The sequence below is a fragment of the Bacillus cereus group sp. BfR-BA-01382 genome, from assembly GCF_022663475.1.
GTDB classification, from domain to species: domain Bacteria; phylum Bacillota; class Bacilli; order Bacillales; family Bacillaceae_G; genus Bacillus_A; species Bacillus_A thuringiensis_S.
Map to the genome: position 1 here is coordinate 19,979 of NZ_JAKUFQ010000051.1, position 18,774 is coordinate 38,752.

Here is an 18,774-nt window from a genome sequence, read left to right on the forward strand (position 1 = left end):
GTCATCTTTTATAATGAAGGGGAAGAGGTGATGGTAGTGATTTCAATACAAGAATTGACGAGAGAAACAGGGGTTACAGTACGTACATTACGTTATTACGATCAAATAGATTTGTTAAAGCCGAGCGGGAAAACAGAAGGTGGGCATCGTTTATATAGTGAAGTTGACGTAATAAGGCTGCAACAAATTTTATTTTTAAAGGAAATGGGATTTTCATTAAAAGAGGCTGCGAATATGTTAGTAAAAGGTGAGCTTAACTTAAAGGATTCTCTTGAAAAACAACTTCGGTTTGTACAGGAAGAACAAAAGAAATTTAATCGAATGGAGCGTGTTTTACAAGCTGTTGTTTATTCGGTAGATGTGGAGGGAGATCTTGATTGGAAAGTTATGTTTGAACTTATTCAGCTTTCGAAACAGTCTCCTCGTATACGTGAAATATTCCAAAATGAAGTGTTTTCAAAGGAAGAACAAAAGTTGCTTCACAATTTGCCGAATATGAGTGAAGAAGATCCGAATGTTTTAGAATGGGTAGATTTATTAAAGCAATTCCGTACTTTTATGAAGGAAGGTAAAGAAGCTGCTAATGATGAGGTACAAGGGGCAACGAAAAAATTAATGCAGAAGTGTTTAGAAATGGCTAATGGTGACGAAGCATTTTTAGATAAGTTATGGGAAGTTAGAAAATCGAAGGAAGATTCACAGAAAATGAGCATGTATCCAATTGAAGAAGAACTTTTAATATATATGGATGAAGCTTTTCGTATTTATGATGAAAAGGAGAAGGATAAATGAGTATACTCGCAGAATATCGTTGGTATTTTTTAATTGGGGCAGAAATTGTATTTTGGTTATCAGCTATCGGTTTCTTTTTACTCCGTTACGGATTCCGTTTGAAAAAGGCGAGCTTTATTATGGGGATTGTACTCCTCGTAAATGAAGTGTTTATTTTAACATTAGGGGTAGTGGACTATTATCAAACAGGAAAGTTCTCTAAATTTCAAATCATTACTGTAATTATTTTATTGTATGCAGTTTTCTACGGGAAAAAGGATTTGAAGAAGCTGGATATATTTGCGCAAAAGCTAGTTGCGAAATGGCGTAATGAACCAGCGCCAATTATGGAAGAGCACATAGAATTAACAGGTATGGCCTATGCGAAGCAGGAAATAAAAAATTGGGTATTACATCTTGTTTTATTCGTTGGTGTGCACATATTCTTTTTCTTCGCGTATGGATTTATTCCGTTTGAACAATGGGGTAATTGGTTAGAATCAGGAATCGTTTTAAATAAAGCTGCAAGCCGTGTGAGCCAAGTGTGGGCGATTATATTTTTAGTTGATACAGCGATTTCATTTTCATATGTTATTTTTCCAAAGAAGGAGAAAGGAAAAGAAAAGCTACTTTCATAGTTGAAAGTAGCTTTTGGGTATACAAATAATTTTTATAGGAGAGGATGACAATAGGAAAAAGAACTAGTTTTATATGTCTATGTCTATTTCTCTTTAGTTTAGTAGCATGTTCACCATCTAACACTACAATTAATAAGAAGAATGATGCCATTGTAAAGGGAACCAGGATTTCCAATCTAGATAAATTCGAGCAGTTCGTTTGGAATGTGGAACAAGGGAAAGTTGATGAAATAAGAATTGTACAGTATACCGATGAAGGTGACCCGGTTTTTCAAACGTTAGAGCATAGTGGGAAAGATATCCTTTATGTGTTAGATAGTAGACAAGACAAATTTGCTGGTGAGGATAAAAGGTTATATAAAGATAGCTGTAAAAGGATTGTTAAAGAGCAGCGTGAATCACAAACGGCTTATAGGTTAATAGACTGTGTGAATGAAAATGGGCGCAATGGATATGATTTATTATATGTACCTAAAAAATAGAGTTAGTAGAGGAAGGAAGTTTTGACTCCTTCCTTTTTCTATGTGTAGATTGTCGAAAATTTTACCGAATATCTGTTCGTTTTTTTAGGTTTTTTATGGGCGTTCGTGGTAAAATAATAATACAGATTTTTATGAGGAGGTCGGATTTTATTTGGAACATCAATTTGAAATTATATCAGCGTATTCCCCGCAAGGTGATCAGCCGGTAGCTATAGAGAAGCTTGTAGAGGGAATTAATAGTGGAAAGAAAAAGCAAGTGTTGCTTGGAGCGACAGGAACGGGTAAGACATTTACGATTTCAAATGTCATTAAAGAAGTGCAAAAGCCAACACTTGTTATGGCTCACAATAAAACGTTAGCAGGACAGCTATATAGTGAGTTGAAAGACTTTTTCCCGAATAATGCAGTTGAGTATTTTGTTAGTTATTACGATTATTATCAGCCAGAAGCGTATGTACCACAAACAGATACGTTTATTGAAAAGGACGCGCAGATTAATGATGAAATTGATAAATTGCGTCACTCAGCAACGTCTGCATTATTTGAACGGGACGATGTAATTATCGTTGCGAGTGTTTCGTGTATATATGGTTTAGGTTCTCCTGAAGAATACCGTGAGTTAGTTGTTTCACTTCGAGTTGGTATGGAAAAGGACCGCAATCAATTGCTTCGTGAACTTGTTGATGTGCAGTATGGACGTAATGATATTGATTTCAAGCGTGGTACATTCCGTGTGCGCGGAGATGTAGTTGAAATCTTCCCGGCATCACTTGATGAGCATTGTATCCGAATTGAGTTTTTCGGTGATGAAATCGATCGTATTCGCGAAGTAAATGCGTTAACAGGTGAAGTATTAGCAGAACGTGATCATGTAGCAATCTTCCCAGCATCTCACTTCGTTACACGTGAAGAGAAAATGAAGGTCGCTATTGAAAATATCGAAAAAGAATTAGAAGAGCGTTTAAAGGAGTTAAATGATAACGGTAAGTTGTTAGAAGCGCAGCGTATAGAGCAACGTACACGTTATGATTTAGAAATGATGCGCGAGATGGGCTTTTGTTCAGGGATTGAAAACTATTCCCGTCATTTAACACTTCGTCCAGCAGGTGCAACGCCGTATACGTTATTAGATTATTTCCCGAAAGATTTCTTAATCGTTATGGATGAATCGCACGTATCAGTGCCACAAGTAAGAGCGATGTATAACGGTGACCAAGCACGTAAACAAGTGCTTGTGGATCATGGATTCCGTCTGCCATCGGCTCTAGATAATAGACCGCTCATGTTTGATGAGTTTGAAGAAAAAACAAATCAAGTTATTTACGTTTCAGCAACGCCGGGACCGTATGAGTTAGAGCAGTCACCAGAAGTAATAGAACAAATTATTCGTCCAACAGGGCTTTTAGATCCACCAATCGATATACGACCTATTGAAGGTCAAATTGACGATCTATTAGGAGAAATTCAAGATCGTATTGCAAAAAATGAACGTGTACTAATTACGACTTTAACGAAGAAAATGTCAGAGGATTTAACGGATTACTTAAAAGATGTAGGAATTAAAGTGAACTATCTTCACTCTGAAATTAAAACGTTAGAACGTATTGAAATTATTCGTGACCTTCGCCTTGGTAAGTTTGATGTACTTGTCGGTATTAACTTATTACGAGAAGGATTAGATATTCCAGAAGTATCACTTGTAGCTATTTTAGATGCAGATAAGGAAGGGTTCTTGCGTTCAGAACGTTCGTTAATTCAAACGATTGGTCGTGCGGCGCGTAATGAAAACGGCCGCGTTATTATGTACGCAGATCGCATAACGAGATCGATGGGAATTGCAATTGAAGAAACGCAGCGTCGTCGTACTATACAAGAAGCTTACAATGAAGAGCATGGTATCACGCCGAAAACGATTCAAAAAGGCGTTCGTGATGTAATCCGTGCAACGACAGCGGCTGAAGAGACAGAAACATACGAAGCAACTCCTGCTAAGAAAATGACGAAAAAAGAGCGCGAAAAGACAATTGCGAAGATGGAAGCAGAGATGAAAGAAGCAGCAAAAGCGTTAGACTTCGAGCGTGCAGCTGAACTAAGAGATTTACTATTAGAATTAAAAGCGGAAGGGTGAAAAGAGTGAGTAAGAGCAAGGATTTTATCGTTGTAAAAGGTGCTAGAGCACATAACTTAAAAAATATTGATGTAACCATTCCGAGAAATCAGCTTGTTGTTGTAACGGGATTGTCTGGTTCGGGGAAATCATCATTAGCATTTGATACGATTTATGCAGAAGGGCAGCGCAGATATGTAGAATCGTTATCTGCGTATGCGCGCCAGTTTTTAGGACAAATGGATAAGCCGGATGTAGATACGATTGAAGGATTGTCACCAGCGATTTCAATCGATCAAAAAACGACGAGTCGTAATCCACGTTCAACTGTCGGAACAGTGACGGAGATTTATGATTATTTACGTTTATTATTTGCACGAATTGGTACGCCAATTTGTCCGAATCATGGGATTGAAATTACATCACAAACAGTCGAGCAGATGGTAGACCGTGTTCTTGAATATCCTGAGCGTACGAAATTACAAGTGTTAGCGCCTATCGTGTCTGGGCGTAAAGGAGCGCATGTGAAAGTACTTGAAGATATTAAGAAGCAAGGGTATGTTCGTGTACGTGTTGATGGTGAAATGCTTGATGTGTCTGAAGAGATTACGTTAGATAAAAATAAGAAGCATTCCATTGAAGTTGTAATTGACCGTATTGTTGTAAAAGAAGGAATCGCAAGCCGTCTTGCTGATTCACTTGAAAGTGCATTAAAGCTTGGCGGAGGCCGAGTGTTAATCGATGTAATGGGAGAAGAGGAACTTCTATTTAGTGAACATCATGCTTGTCCGCATTGTGGTTTTTCAATCGGAGAATTAGAGCCGCGTATGTTCTCATTCAACAGTCCGTTCGGAGCATGTCCTTCTTGTGATGGACTTGGTTCAAAGCTAGAGGTAGATTTAGAACTTGTTATTCCGAACTGGGATTTATCATTAAATGAACATGCGATTGCTCCATGGGAACCGACAAGCTCACAATATTACCCACAGCTTTTACAATCTGTATGTAATCATTACGGCGTTGATATGGATGTGCCTGTGAAAGATATACCGAAAGATTTATTTGATAAAGTGTTGTACGGAAGCGGTGAAGAGAAAGTTTATTTCCGCTATGTAAATGAATTTGGTCAAGTAAAGGAAAATGAGATTTTATTTGAAGGTGTTATTCCAAATATCGAACGTCGTTATCGTGAAACGAGTTCTGATTATGTCCGTGAGCAAATGGAAAAGTATATGGCAGAGCAAGCTTGTCCGAAGTGTAAAGGTGGACGCTTAAAGCCTGAGAGTTTAGCTGTTTTCGTTGGTGATAAAACGATTGCTGATGTAACGAAGTATTCTGTTCAAGAAGTACAGGAATTCTTCTCGAATGTGGAGCTAACGGAGAAACAACAAAAAATTGCTCATTTAATTTTAAGAGAAATCCAAGAGCGCGTTGGGTTCTTAGTGAACGTCGGTTTAGATTATTTAACGTTAAGTCGTGCCGCAGGAACTTTATCAGGTGGTGAGGCGCAGCGTATTCGTTTAGCGACGCAAATTGGTTCTCGTCTTACTGGCGTACTTTACATTCTTGATGAGCCTTCTATCGGTTTACATCAGCGCGATAACGATCGTCTTATTCGTACGTTGCAAGAAATGCGCGATTTAGGTAATACATTAATCGTTGTTGAGCATGATGAAGATACAATGATGGCTGCTGATTATTTACTTGATATCGGACCGGGTGCAGGTATTCACGGTGGGCAAGTTGTATCGGCAGGGACACCAGCTGAAGTGATGCAAGATGATAATTCGTTAACAGGAAAATATTTAAGCGGTAAAGAGTTTATTCCAGTTCCACTTGAAAGACGTAAAGGTGACGGACGTAAAGTGGAGATTGTCGGCGCAAAAGAGAATAACTTAAAGAATGCAAAAATGTCATTCCCACTCGGTACGTTTGTAGCGGTAACAGGTGTATCTGGATCAGGTAAAAGTACGATGATTAATGAAGTACTATATAAATCGTTAGCGCAAAAGTTATATAAAGCGAAAGCGAAGCCAGGTACTCATAAAGAGATTAAAGGTCTTGAACATTTAGATAAAGTAATTGATATTGATCAATCGCCAATTGGTCGTACACCACGTTCTAATCCAGCGACGTACACAGGTGTATTCGATGATATTCGTGATGTGTTTGCACAAACGAACGAAGCTAAAGTGCGCGGATATCAAAAAGGACGTTTCAGCTTTAACGTAAAAGGTGGCCGTTGTGAAGCGTGCCGTGGAGATGGAATTATTAAAATCGAAATGCATTTCTTACCAGATGTGTATGTTCCGTGTGAAGTTTGTCACGGTAAACGTTACAACCGTGAAACGTTAGAAGTGAAATATAAAGATAAGAATATTTCTGAAGTGTTAGGGATGACAATTGAAGATGGAGTAGAATTCTTCGCCAATATTCCTAAAATTAAGCGTAAACTTCAAACGCTTGTAGATGTTGGGCTTGGTTATATGAAATTAGGTCAACCAGCAACAACATTATCTGGTGGGGAAGCACAGCGTGTGAAATTAGCTTCTGAATTACACCGCCGTTCTACAGGTCGTACGTTATATATTTTAGATGAGCCAACGACTGGTTTACATGCGCATGATATTGCACGTCTTCTAGAAGTGCTGCAACGTCTTGTTGAGAGTGGTGAGACGGTACTTGTAATTGAACATAATTTAGATGTGATTAAAACAGCTGATTATATCGTTGACCTTGGACCAGAAGGCGGGGACAAAGGTGGACAAATCGTCGCTTCGGGAACGCCAGAGCAAGTAGTAAAAGAAGAGCGCTCGTATACTGGTAAGTATTTAAAAGAGATTTTAAATCGTGATAAAGCAAGAATGAAAGAGAAAATAAAAGAAGTAGAGTTATCGCAATAAGTGTATGAATAAAACCGGGTGGAAATGACACTCGGTTTTTATTGTATAGGGGGAGATGATGGAGTTTTTAGATGTGTTGCGAAAGAAGAATATGAAGGTAAGAAAGTTCCAAAAGTGGGGTGTATATTTTCGGAAGCGCTGGGAGAATAACTTTGCAAACCATTTAAGTGATGAAGAAAAAGAAGACATTTTTTTTTACGGAGATAAGTATGTATGTGGATATCTTTGGCACATATTTAGTTATGAGAAAAAGAAGTGCTTAGAAGGAATAGAAGCAGAGAGCGCGTTTCATAATGAAGTGAAAAAGGAGTGCTACATTTTCTACCAACACTGTGATGAGGTACTATTAATAAAGGATGCGAGTTTATTACATCTGGATGATACATTGTGTGAGACAGATGATGCGTATAAAGGTGATATCTATATTGTAGATAAAGATTTCACTTGGACTTTTGTAAAAACTCATGAACATAGATGGTGTGGTCCCTATTTCACAAAGAAATGTTGGTAGGTATACAAGCGTGAAGAGTAGAATAAGTTGGTATAAGTATTTGTATGATACTTGCGTTTATTGTCTATTAGCGTATGATGAAATATATATGTTAAAAGGATGTGTAAGAAAATGAGATGGATTGTATCACTTCTTGTAAATAGCGTTGTGTTAATCGCTGTATCGGGACTTTTAAAAGGGATTGCACCAGACGCGTTTTACGTAGCGAATATACAAACTGCAATTATTGCGAGTATTATTTTGGCTGTTTTAAATGTGTTCGTAAAGCCGTTTTTAATTTTAATTACGCTACCAATTACTGTTGTAACTTTCGGCTTCTTCTTAATTGTTATTAATGCGATTACGTTAAAAATAGCAGATTCATTATTAGGAGATGCTTTTAATATATCAGGATTTGGTGTAGCGATTGTTGCGGCAATTTGTATTTCAATTTTTAATATGATTATTGAAAAGGCAATTGTGGAACCTCTATATGAAAAAAAGAGAAAATGACAAAAAGAAAAACATTTCATTATTCGTATGAAATGTTTTTTTCTATTTATCAGAAACCGTATTTCTTGTTTCCAGAAAAAAATGGTACAATATCCGGTAGAATGGAATTTTACATCAAACGAGACTGAACCCGCAGCGGAGTGGAGGTTTATACATATGCCAAAAGTAAGGACAAAAGATTTAATTGAACAATTTCAATTGGAGTTAATAAGTGGTGAGGAAGGAATTCATCGTCCGATTGATACAAGTGATTTATCACGACCTGGAATTGAAATGGCAGGATTCTTTACATATTATCCAGCTGATCGCGTGCAGCTTCTTGGAAAAACGGAGCTTACGTTCTTTGATACGTTAACGACAGAACAAAAACAAGAGAGAATGAAAGCGCTTTGTACCGAGGAGACGCCATGTATTATTATAACTCGTAATCAAGATGTACCAGATGAGTTATTACAAGCATCACGTGAATCAGGCATGCCTTTATTACGTTCTTCTCAAACGACAACGAGATTATCAAGTCGTTTAACCAATTATTTAGAAGGTAAGCTAGCACCAACAACTGCTGTTCATGGTGTATTAGTGGATATTTACGGTGTTGGTGTTTTAATTACAGGTCAAAGTGGTGTTGGTAAAAGTGAGACAGCTCTTGAACTTGTGAAGCGTGGCCATCGCCTTGTTGCGGATGATAGTGTAGAAATTCGCCAAGAAGATGAAGACACATTAGTAGGAAGCTCACCAGATTTAATTGAGCATTTATTAGAAATTCGTGGTCTAGGTATCATTAACGTTATGACGTTATTCGGTGCAGGGGCAGTGCGAAATTATAAGCGTATTACACTTGTTATTAATCTTGAAATTTGGGATCAAAAGAAAAATTATGATCGCTTAGGTCTTGATGAAGAGAAGATGAAAATTATTGATACAGAACTTACGAAGATTACACTTCCGGTTCGTCCTGGTCGAAACTTGGCTGTTATTATTGAAGTAGCAGCGATGAACTTCCGTTTAAAGCGTATGGGAGTCAATGCAGCACAGCAGTTCTCAGAACGATTAATGAGTGCGATTGAGTTAGGGAATCAGGAGTAAACATTGGAGAGGGAGGTCATACATATGCTGTTAGGTTCTGTACCGCGGCTTGACCGCGTAGCTGTCCAACTTGGGCCGTTTCCTGTTTATTGGTACGGGATTATTATCGGTACAGGTGTGCTATTAGGTCTTTGGCTAGCAACTCGCGAGGGAGAAAGGCTAGGTATTCCAAAAGATACATTTGTTGACCTTGTATTAATTGCAGTACCGATCGCTATTCTATTTGCGAGAATGTATTATGTTATTTTTGAATGGGAATATTACGCGCAAAACCCGAGTCAAATTATTAATATTCGTCAAGGTGGCTTGGCGATTCATGGTGGTTTAATCGGAGCGGTTATTACCGGAATTCTTTTTGCAAAGCGACGCGGGGTTTCATTCTGGAAGTTGGCGGATATTGCTGCGCCAAGTATTTTACTAGGACAAGCAATTGGCCGATGGGGAAACTTTATGAACCAAGAGGCACATGGTGATGAAGTAACGAGACAGTTTTTAGAAGGTCTTCATTTACCAGATTTCATTATTAATCAAATGTATATTGAGGGTGTGTACTATCATCCGACGTTTTTATATGAATCATTATGGAATTTTGTAGGTGTAATTTTACTACTTGCATTAAGAAAAGTGAATTTACGCCGCGGGGAATTATTCTTCACATATTTAATTTGGTATTCAGTAGGACGCTTCTTCGTAGAAGGCTTACGTACAGATAGTTTAATGCTAGGACCACTTCGCATTGCACAAGTAATGTCAATTGGACTTGTTGTTATTTCTATTATTTTCATTATTGTGAGACGAAAAATGGGGCAAGCTGATAAAAGATATTCGGAAAATTAGAGAAAAGTAGCATCTTATTGTAAGATGCTGCTTCTTTCATATTCAGGAAAGTGAAAGGACTAAGGCAATGAGAATAAATACAGTGTTATTTGATTTAGATGGAACTTTAATTAATACAAACGAACTTATTATTTCTTCTTTTTTACATACTTTAAATACATATTATCCAAATCAATATAAGCGTGAAGATGTGTTGCCATTTATCGGTCCATCTTTGCATGATACTTTCAGCAAGATTGATGAAAGTAAGGTTGAAGAGATGATTACAAGCTATCGCGAATTTAACCATGATCATCATGATGAATTAGTAGAAGAATATGAAACTGTATATGAAACAGTTCGAGAGTTGAAGAAGCAAGGTTATAAAGTTGGTATTGTTACAACGAAAGCGAGACAAACCGTTGAGATGGGATTACAGTTGTCAAAGCTTGATGAATTTTTTGATGTTGTCGTGACAATTGATGATGTAGAGCATGTGAAACCACATCCAGAGCCACTTCAAAAAGCGCTTGAATTATTAGATGCAAAACCAGAAGAGGCATTGATGGTTGGGGATAATCATCATGATATTGTCGGTGGTCAAAATGCGGGGACGAAAACAGCTGCGGTTTCATGGACGTTGAAAGGTAGAGCGTATTTAGAAGCTTACAAGCCGGACTTTATGCTAGATAAAATGAGTGATTTGCTACCGATTTTGTCTAATATGAACCGTTCATAAAGGTCCAAGTAAGTTAGTAGAGGAGCGAGCTAAGTGCGACGGACAACGCGCTATCCTGTTTCAGGAGGAAATTCATTATGGAATGTGTATAAAACAGTGTCTTTTTGGAAGGTAATGAAAAACTTTATTATTATCCAAATTGCGCGTTACACGCCATTTTTATCTGTGAAGAATTGGTTGTACCGTACTTTTTTACGGATGAAAGTAGGAAAGAAAACATCATTTGCACTTATGGTAATGCCGGATATTATGTTCCCAGAAAAGATAACTGTGGGAGAGAATTCGATTATTGGTTATAACACAACGCTTTTAGCACATGAATATTTAATTCGTGAATATCGACTTGGGGAAATCATCATTGGAAATGAAGTGATGATTGGAGCGAATGTAACAATATTACCAGGTGTGAAAATTGGAGATGGTGCGACTGTCTCAGCTGGCACACTTGTTCATAGAGATGTACCGAGCGGAGCTTTCGTAGGTGGAAATCCAATGCGTATTATTTATACGAAAGAGCAAATGACCGCAAGAGAAGGTTCATGGTGAAAATGTAACATTTCTCTTCTTTTTTTATGAATAAAAAGGAAATAATTGAGTAGAATATACTGTTTTGTTTTTTACGGAATCGTTTATACTTATAGATAGAAGAATGTGTGAACGAAGAAAACAAAAAACTGGAGGATATATGGGGAAAAATCAAAGAATATATAAGGAGAACGGACAAGTTATCTCTTTTAATCAGCTAGCGGACTTCTTTTATAAAAAAGGGATGAGAGCTTACAAAGGGCAAAAATTGCAAGATGCAATTAAATATTTTCGAAGAGCGGCACAAAGTGAGAAGGAGCCGTTTATTTTATGTCAATTAGCATCAGTATTATCTGAGGCTGGTGAATATCAAGAATCGAATCAAATCTTCTTAAAGTTAGTTAGATCTAATCCAGAACTTGAACAGTGCTATTATTTTATTGCAAATAATTATGCATATATGGGGTTATTTCAACAGGCGAAGAAATATGCGGATCGCTATTTAGAATTTGCAAAAGAGAAGGAATTCGTAGAAGATACATTAGAACTTCTTGAGATTATGGAAGAAGAAGCAATGGGTGCGGAAGAGATTGAAGATGAAGATGATTTAATTGTTATGCAGGAAGAAGCGAATCGTTATATTCGTAATGGACAATTGGAAGAAGCGATTGCTACATTAGAAATTGTTACGAAAGATTATCCGGAATTTTGGTCAGGTCATAATAATTTAGCCATTGCACATTTTCAATCTGGTAATGTAGACAAGGCACTGAAGTTAACAGAAATGATTTTAGAGAAAAATCCTGGTAATATACATGCGCTTTGTAATACGCTTATTTTTCTATATTCAATTGGAGAGCATAAACAAGTAGAAGCGTTAGCGGGACAGCTAGTTTCAGTATATCCGATTTCATTTGAACATCGTTTGAAACTGGGAACCACACTTGCAACGATTGGTTATTTCGAGCATGCATATAAATGGTTCAAATTATTAAAGCGTCAAGGATACGAGGGAGACGTTAGTTTTTATTATTGGTTTGCATATTCTGCTTATATGGTGAAAGATCAGCAACTAGCTGAAAAAATGTGGCAACATGTCGTGGAATTGCACCCTGATAAAAAAGGAAAAGAGCCCTGGAATGCGCTGAATTTAGCAGATGAAGGACAAAGTTTGCTATTTGAAGAATTACGAAAATCATTTCAGCAAAGTGCGACGTTAGAAGAACAAATGCTGGCTTTATATTTAATGAATGAATTGTCAACGCCGGAGAAGGTTGGATTCTTCTTTGATATAACGCAAGCGAAGAACGGTGTTCCCATCGTATCACAACTTGCAAATTACTTCTTTTTACTTAATAGTCATAAGAGTATTCCAGCTGATTTACAACAATTTGAGCAGTGCGTACGAATCGCGGATGCATTATACAATTATACGAAAAAAGATGATGAATTAATTGAAGAGTGTTTACACTTTTGGTTTTGTACGTTCATACGTTTATATACATCTGGAGATATATTTACAAATGTGTACGGCTGGTCAGCTGCGATTGAATACATTGTACGCGGCGAACAAGGAAATAAAATGACACAGTCGGAGCTTGGAGATGTATATAATGTATCTGTAGCGACTGTCCGAAAGTATGTGCAAGCTGTTAAGCGTACGCACACATAAGATAAGCAAATCATTGGGAAAAAAATGATGCTAACAGTATAATGAGGGTAACTTAATTGTGTAGGAATGGATAGGAGTGAATAGTGTGTCAGAAGAAAAAATTTATGATGTCGTTATTATTGGTGCAGGACCAGCTGGTATGACAGCTGCAGTATATACATCTCGTGCAAATTTAAGCACATTAATGCTTGAGCGTGGTATTCCAGGTGGCCAAATGGCAAACACAGAAGATGTAGAAAACTACCCAGGTTATGAGTCTATTTTAGGACCAGACTTATCAAATAAAATGTTTGAGCATGCGAAGAAATTTGGTGCTGAATATGCATACGGTGATGTGAAAGAAGTCATCGATGGTAAAGAATACAAAACAATTATTGCTGGTAAAAAAGAATATAAAGCACGTGCAATTATCGTTGCAAGCGGTGCAGAGTATAAAAAAATTGGTGTACCGGGTGAAACAGAACTTGGCGGCCGTGGTGTATCATATTGTGCAGTATGTGACGGGGCATTCTTTAAAGAAAAAGAACTTATCGTAATTGGCGGCGGAGATTCTGCTGTTGAAGAGGGTGTATTCTTAACGCGCTTTGCATCAAAAGTAACGATTGTTCACCGTCGTGACACGCTTCGTGCACAGAAAATTTTACAAGACCGTGCTTTCCAAAATGAAAAAGTAGATTTCATTTGGAACCATACTATAAAAGAAATCAACGAAGCAAGTGGTAAAGTAGGAAGTGTAACACTTGTCGACGTAAACAGTGGAGAAGAGAAAGAAGTCAAAACTGACGGCGTATTCGTATACATCGGTATGTTACCATTATCAAAACCATTTGTTGAACTAGGTATTACAAATGAAAATGGTTACCTTGAAACGAACGAACGTATGGAAACGAAAATTCCTGGTATTTTTGCAGCTGGTGATGTTCGTGAAAAAATGCTTCGTCAAATTGTAACTGCAACAGGTGACGGTAGTATTGCAGCACAAAGTGCTCAACATTACGTAGAAGAATTATTAGAGGAATTAAAAACTGTATCAGAAAAATAAGGGATAATATACCTTGTGAGAAGAAAGCTACCGACAGGAGCTTTCTTCTTTTTTTGTTTGAAAATGTCAAAATTTTGTCAAAAAATATTAGGATTATAAGCTTTCTTATTGATATACTGGACTTTACGGAAAAAATCACTATAAGAAATGAGGAATTTATTCAGTATGGAATGGCGTAATATATATCGTGGATTTTGTATGGGCGTTAGTGATTTAATTCCTGGTGTGAGCGGCGGTACAATCGCTGTTGTGTTAGGGATTTATGAACAATTGCTTGCGGCAATTAGTGGATTCTTTAGTCGTGAATGGAAAAAACATTTAGGATTTTTAATTCCCCTTGCAGCTGGTGTGGCAGCAGCATTTTTAACGTTAAGTCACGTTATTAAATATTTACTTGCAAATCATTATGAACCGACTCAATTTTTCTTCCTCGGTTTAATTATTAGTATATTACCGATGTTAATGAGAGAAGCTGATGCAAAGTCATCGTTTAAAGGTAAGCACATTGTTTTATTAATAGTTGCAGCAATTCTTGTTGCGATTACAGCTTTCTTTAAACCAGATAAGGCAGCAGATCCAATTACGACGTTAACAATTTTAAATGCAATTGGTTTATTTTTCGCAGGATGGATGGCTAGTATGGCCATGCTGCTTCCTGGGATTAGTGGATCGTTTATTTTATTAATTATTGGTGTGTATCCAACAGCAATTAACGCTTTAACTACACTTAATTTACCTTTAATCGTGGTTATCGGTGCTGGTGTTATGGTCGGATTTGTTGTAAGTAGTAAAGGCATTAGTTTTTTATTAGATCGTTATAAAAGTATGACATTTGCGGCAATTATTGGACTTGTAATCGGTTCGATTGTAATTGTGTTCCCTGGGATTCCGACTGGCGGATTTTCAATTATAAGTTCGATTATTACCTTTATTTTAGGATTTGCGATTGTTACTTATTTCGGTAAGAAATAAAGGCTTTAATCCCCTTGGCGATAAAAATCGTTAAGGGGATTTTTTATGCTATTCATTGAAAGTCTAAGCATTTACATTGCTTGTTATAGAAAGCTTTTTTAAAATTGTTGAGTAGCATATGCTTAACGAAAGAGGACTGGCTCCTTCGTTGTAGCAAACTGTTTTTGATAGTATAATGAAAGAAGTATGCAGTGAGGAATTTTACTGCAAGTAGCTGAGGTGAAGAAACATGCAAAGAGTGACAAACTGTGTGTTAATTAGAGATAATGAAGTACTCTTACTCCAAAAACCTCGCCGAAATTGGTGGGTTGCACCAGGCGGGAAAATGGAGCGTGGTGAGACTGTAAGAGATTCCGTTGTTCGCGAGTATCGTGAAGAAACAGGTATTTATTTGAAAAACCCAGCGTTAAAGGGGGTCTTCACCTTTGTCATCCAAGAAGGTGATAAAGTTGTTTCTGAATGGATGATGTTCTCCTTTTTAGCGACAGATTTTGCAGGAGAAAACAAACTAGAGAGCGAAGAAGGCATCATTGGTTGGCATACATTTGACAAAATTGATGATTTAGCAATGGCGCCAGGAGATTATCACATTATTGATTACTTAATTAAAGGAAATGGCATAATCTACGGTACATTTGTATATACCCCAGATTTTGAGTTGCTTTCATATCGATTAGATCCGAGTTAAACCGTCAAGGAGAGGATACGATGACAGAGAATAATGATATAAAAATGGTAATTATTACAGGGATGTCTGGAGCTGGAAAAACAGTAGCTTTACAAAGTTTTGAAGATTTAGGATATTTTTGTGTAGATAATTTGCCACCGATGTTATTGCCAAAGTTTATTGAACTTATGGCGGATTCAAAAGGGAAAATGAATAAAGTGGCACTTGGTATTGATTTACGTGGCCGCGAGTTTTTCGAACATTTATGGGGAGCGCTTGATGATTTATCAGAACGTACATGGATTATTCCTCATATTTTATTTTTAGATGCGAAAGATAGTACGCTTGTAACTCGTTATAAAGAAACGAGACGTTCGCATCCACTTGCACCAACTGGTTTGCCGTTAAAGGGAATCGAAGCAGAGCGCGATTTATTAACAGATATGAAGGCACGAGCGAATATTGTGCTTGATACATCGGATTTAAAACCGAAAGAATTACGTGAAAAAATTGTTCACTTGTTCTCAACAGAAACTGAGCAAGCATTTCGTGTAAATGTTATGTCATTTGGATTTAAGTACGGTATTCCAATTGATGCAGATTTAGTATTTGATGTTCGTTTTTTACCAAATCCATATTACATTCCACATATGAAGCCATTAACAGGACTAGATGAAGAAGTTTCTTCGTATGTACTGAAATTTAATGAGACACATAAGTTTTTAGAGAAGTTGACGGATCTGATTACTTTCATGTTGCCTCATTATAAAAGAGAAGGCAAAAGTCAACTTGTAATTGCAATTGGATGTACAGGTGGACAGCATCGTTCTGTTACGCTTACAGAATACCTTGGGAAACATTTGAAACCAGAGTATAGTGTTCATGTATCTCATCGTGATGTGGAGAAGAGAAAGGGCCATTAAGGGATGAAAAAAGAGAGAAAGCCTAAAATTGTTATCATGGGAGGCGGAACTGGACTCTCTGTTTTATTAAGAGGATTAAAGCAATATCCTGTTGATATTACAGCAGTTGTTACAATCGCTGATGATGGTGGCAGTTCAGGTAGATTACGTGATGAGCTAGAAATTCCACCTCCAGGTGACATCCGTAACGTACTTGTTGCGTTATCGGATGTAGAGCCACTGGTGGAAGCTTTATTTCAGCACCGTTTCACAACAGGGGACGGACTGAAAGGTCATGCGTTAGGAAATCTATTGTTGGCAGGTATGACCTCAATTACAGGAGACTTTTTCCATGCAATTACGGAAACAAGTAAAGTATTAAATGTCAGAGGACGTGTATTACCAGCAGCGAATCAAAGTGCGGTACTTCATGCGGAACTTGAAGATGGAGAAATTGTAACAGGCGAATCAAAGATTCCTTATTACGGAAAGAAGATTAATCGTGTCTTTTTAACTCCAGAAGATGTAGAGCCATTGCATGAAACCTTGGCTGAGATTAAACGAGCTGATTTACTCGTTTTCGGTCCAGGAAGTTTGTATACAAGTATATTACCCAACTTAGTTGTTAATAAAATTGGGGATGCTGTTCTTGCTGCAAAGGCGAAGAAGGTGTATGTATGTAACGTTATGACACAAGCGGGTGAAACGATGGGATATACTGCTTTTGATCATGTGCAGGCTTTACACGATCATTTAGGGCAACCATTTATTAATACTGCAATTGTAAATAACCGTGATATTCCTTGTGAATTACGTAAGTTATATGAGGAAGAAATGTCTACACCAGTTGTAGTGGATGAAGAACGTTTTGCTGAAAATAATATTGATGTCATTCAAGGTGGATTAGCGAAGTATGATGATCGTGTTGTAAGGCATGATACGTTAAAGTTAGCTTCGATTTTATATTCATTGTTATAAATATGCGTTGCCTCGTTTGAGGTAGCGCTCCTCATTCATATAGGACAAGAATTTTGTTCCATAATAATCGTATAAGGAGGTGTTGACTGTGTCATTTGCATCAGAAACAAAGAAAGAGCTGACGAACCTTGAAATGAAGGAATGCTGTGAAAAAGCTGAATTATCAGCGTTACTTCGAATGAATGGATCGCTTTCTTTTTCAAACCGTCGTCTATCTATTGATATTCAAACAGAAAATGCGGCAATTGCAAGAAGAATTTATACGCTTTTGAAAAAGGGATATGACGTAACGGTAGAATTGCTTGTTCGTAAAAAAATGCGATTGAAGAAAAATAATGTATATATCGTAAGGCTTGTTGAGAAGTCTCGCGAAATATTAGCCGATCTTCATATCGTGCGAGATGACTTTTCATTTATTCGAAATATATCACAAGAATTGATTGAGAAGAAGTGTTGTAAACGATCGTATTTACGCGGTGCATTTTTAGCAGGTGGTTCAGTAAATAACCCAGAAACATCATCTTATCATTTAGAGATCTTTTCGTTATATAAGGAACATAATGATGCTATATGTGAACTAATGAACGGATTTGATTTAAATAGTAAGACGCTGGAAAGAAGAAAAGGGTACATTACGTATTTGAAAGAAGCGGAGAAAATTACGGAATTTTTAAATATTATTGGTGCTCATAATGCGCTTTTAAGATTTGAAGATATTAGAATCGTACGTGATATGCGTAATTCCGTAAATCGTTTAGTGAACTGCGAAACAGCTAATTTAAATAAAACAATTGGTGCAGCGCTAAGGCAAATTGAAAATATCCGCTATATTGATGAGACGGTTGGTCTTGATATATTGCCAGATAAACTACGAGAAATTGCGCAGCTACGAAGAGATTATCAAGATGTAACATTGAAAGAGTTAGGTGAGATGGTATCCGGGGGGAAAATTAGTAAATCGGGTATTAATCATCGTTTGCGTAAAATCGATGAAATTGCAGAGAAATTACGCGCGGGGGAAACGGTAGCAAAAAAATAAGAGGTTAAAGGGGAAATGGAGCTGTGGTTCAAAAACGAGTTCAGGTTTCATTAAAAAACGGTTTACAAGCACGTCCGGCTGCGTTGTTTGTACAAGAGGCAAATCGCTTTCATGCAGATATCTTCATTGAGAAAGATGGAAAGACAGTAAATGCAAAGAGCATAATGGGGATTATGAGCTTAGCAATTGGAACTGGAAGCATGATAACAATTACAACAGAAGGTTCAGATGCAGAAGAGGCTTTAGAAGCATTAGCTGCATATGTACAATAAAGAGCTATCGCGTATATGCGATAGTTTTTTTGTTTTGTTGCTTGTGCGGATTAACGGGTAGGGGGTATGTAGTTGGTTTGTCCTTGTCGGAGATTGTCGGTAAATCGATATGTTGTGTCGAACCGTTGATATATTAAAAAAATCGTTGATATAATTTGAG

The 18,774-nt window shown here is 37.2% G+C and carries 19 protein-coding genes; all 19 read left to right on the forward strand.

Annotated features, from left to right (window positions below; genetic code table 11):
* Positions 1–30 precede the first annotated feature (30 nt).
* Positions 31–792, forward strand: coding sequence for a MerR family transcriptional regulator (locus MR160_RS19540; RefSeq protein WP_000260349.1), 762 nt, complete (start codon positions 31–33; stop codon positions 790–792).
* Positions 789–1,409, forward strand: a complete 621-nt coding sequence (locus MR160_RS19545) for a hypothetical protein (RefSeq protein WP_000025202.1) — start codon at positions 789–791, stop codon at positions 1,407–1,409. Before MR160_RS19540 ends, MR160_RS19545 begins: the two co-directional genes overlap by 4 nt.
* 44 nt (positions 1,410–1,453) lie before the next feature.
* Entirely contained in the window at positions 1,454–1,891 is a 438-nt protein-coding gene (locus MR160_RS19550) for a DUF4362 domain-containing protein (protein ID WP_000151997.1), read from the forward strand.
* A 151-nt stretch (positions 1,892–2,042) separates the two neighbouring features.
* On the forward strand, positions 2,043–4,019 hold the full coding sequence (uvrB, locus tag MR160_RS19555; RefSeq protein ID WP_000400993.1) for an excinuclease ABC subunit B: 1,977 nt from the start codon (positions 2,043–2,045) through the stop codon (positions 4,017–4,019).
* A 5-nt stretch (positions 4,020–4,024) separates the two neighbouring features.
* The gene (gene uvrA, locus MR160_RS19560) at positions 4,025–6,901 is read left to right on the forward strand and encodes an excinuclease ABC subunit UvrA (protein ID WP_000045589.1); all 2,877 of its coding nucleotides are present in this window, start codon (positions 4,025–4,027) and stop codon (positions 6,899–6,901) included.
* 58 nt (positions 6,902–6,959) lie between these two features.
* A complete protein-coding gene (locus MR160_RS19565) occupies positions 6,960–7,412 on the forward strand; it encodes a DUF4275 family protein (protein WP_000394720.1) in 453 nt (150 codons plus the stop codon).
* 111 nt (positions 7,413–7,523) lie between these two features.
* Positions 7,524–7,904 (forward strand): phage holin family protein, encoded by a 381-nt coding sequence (locus MR160_RS19570; protein ID WP_001267308.1) that lies wholly within the window; start codon positions 7,524–7,526, stop codon positions 7,902–7,904.
* A 156-nt stretch (positions 7,905–8,060) separates the two neighbouring features.
* Entirely contained in the window at positions 8,061–8,990 is a 930-nt protein-coding gene (gene hprK / locus MR160_RS19575) for an HPr(Ser) kinase/phosphatase (RefSeq protein WP_001127251.1), read from the forward strand.
* Between the two features lie 24 nt (positions 8,991–9,014).
* Positions 9,015–9,827, forward strand: coding sequence for a prolipoprotein diacylglyceryl transferase (gene lgt / locus MR160_RS19580; RefSeq protein ID WP_242297883.1), 813 nt, complete (start codon positions 9,015–9,017; stop codon positions 9,825–9,827).
* Between the two features lie 67 nt (positions 9,828–9,894).
* Positions 9,895–10,545, forward strand: a complete 651-nt coding sequence (ppaX, locus tag MR160_RS19585; protein WP_001222403.1) for a pyrophosphatase PpaX — start codon at positions 9,895–9,897, stop codon at positions 10,543–10,545.
* 33 nt (positions 10,546–10,578) lie between these two features.
* Positions 10,579–11,091, forward strand: coding sequence for an acyltransferase (locus MR160_RS19590; protein ID WP_001255086.1), 513 nt, complete (start codon positions 10,579–10,581; stop codon positions 11,089–11,091).
* A 139-nt stretch (positions 11,092–11,230) separates the two neighbouring features.
* Positions 11,231–12,742: a tetratricopeptide repeat protein gene (locus tag MR160_RS19595; RefSeq protein WP_000517718.1), complete on the forward strand. Its 1,512-nt coding sequence runs from the start codon at positions 11,231–11,233 to the stop codon at positions 12,740–12,742.
* A gap of 85 nt (positions 12,743–12,827) precedes the next feature.
* A complete protein-coding gene (trxB, locus tag MR160_RS19600) occupies positions 12,828–13,784 on the forward strand; it encodes a thioredoxin-disulfide reductase (protein ID WP_001288077.1) in 957 nt (318 codons plus the stop codon).
* A gap of 165 nt (positions 13,785–13,949) precedes the next feature.
* Positions 13,950–14,756, forward strand: a complete 807-nt coding sequence (locus tag MR160_RS19605; protein WP_000455196.1) for a DUF368 domain-containing protein — start codon at positions 13,950–13,952, stop codon at positions 14,754–14,756.
* A gap of 229 nt (positions 14,757–14,985) precedes the next feature.
* On the forward strand, positions 14,986–15,444 hold the full coding sequence (locus tag MR160_RS19610) for an NUDIX hydrolase (protein WP_001190080.1): 459 nt from the start codon (positions 14,986–14,988) through the stop codon (positions 15,442–15,444).
* 20 nt (positions 15,445–15,464) lie between these two features.
* Positions 15,465–16,346 carry an RNase adapter RapZ gene (rapZ, locus tag MR160_RS19615; protein ID WP_000138458.1) on the forward strand — a complete coding sequence of 294 codons (882 nt, stop codon included), beginning with the start codon at positions 15,465–15,467 and terminating at the stop codon, positions 16,344–16,346.
* A gap of 3 nt (positions 16,347–16,349) precedes the next feature.
* On the forward strand, positions 16,350–17,303 hold the full coding sequence (locus MR160_RS19620; protein ID WP_000712185.1) for a gluconeogenesis factor YvcK family protein: 954 nt from the start codon (positions 16,350–16,352) through the stop codon (positions 17,301–17,303).
* Positions 17,304–17,391: 88 nt separating this feature from the next.
* Positions 17,392–18,342 (forward strand): DNA-binding protein WhiA, encoded by a 951-nt coding sequence (gene whiA / locus MR160_RS19625; protein ID WP_000006563.1) that lies wholly within the window; start codon positions 17,392–17,394, stop codon positions 18,340–18,342.
* Between the two features lie 23 nt (positions 18,343–18,365).
* The gene (locus tag MR160_RS19630; protein WP_000250307.1) at positions 18,366–18,614 is read left to right on the forward strand and encodes an HPr family phosphocarrier protein; all 249 of its coding nucleotides are present in this window, start codon (positions 18,366–18,368) and stop codon (positions 18,612–18,614) included.
* Positions 18,615–18,774 lie beyond the last annotated feature (160 nt).